1 protein-coding gene is annotated in these 439 nt (G+C 78.1%); it reads right to left on the bottom strand.

Translation table 11 applies throughout. The annotated features are described in order from the left end of the window. A partial coding sequence (locus MW084_RS07645) for a biotin/lipoyl-containing protein (protein WP_338057713.1) occupies window positions 1-432 on the bottom strand: 432 nt, incomplete at both ends. Window positions 433-439 lie beyond the last annotated feature (7 nt).

Here is a 439-nt window from a genome sequence, read left to right as displayed (position 1 = left end):
GCCTGGACGGGAGCCGGCGCGGCCTGCTCCGCGGCCGGGGCCGGGGCGGCCTCGGCGGGGGCCGGAGCGGCCCCGGCGGCGCCGATGACGCCCAGCTTGGCGCCGACCTCGGCGGTCTCGTCCTCGTTGACGACGATCTCCAGCAGGACGCCGGAGGCCGGGGCGGGGATCTCGGTGTCGACCTTGTCGGTGGAGACCTCCAGCAGCGGCTCGTCGGCCTCGACGGAGTCGCCGACCTGCTTCAGCCAGCGCGTGACGGTGCCCTCGGTCACCGACTCGCCCAGCGCGGGCAGGACGACCTCGGTGCCCTCGGCCGAACCGCCGCCGGCGGCGGCCTCGGCGGTCGGGGCGGGAGCCGGGGTCTCGGTCTCGGTCGACGGGGCGGCCTGCGGGGCCTCCTGCGCCGGGGCGGACTGCTCCGGGGCTACACATNTGACGC

The sequence above is a fragment of the Streptomyces sudanensis genome, assembly GCF_023614315.1.
Lineage (GTDB): Bacteria > Actinomycetota > Actinomycetes > Streptomycetales > Streptomycetaceae > Streptomyces > Streptomyces sudanensis.
Note: the sequence above shows the minus strand (reverse complement) of the source record. Positions and strands in the feature narration are given on the sequence as shown.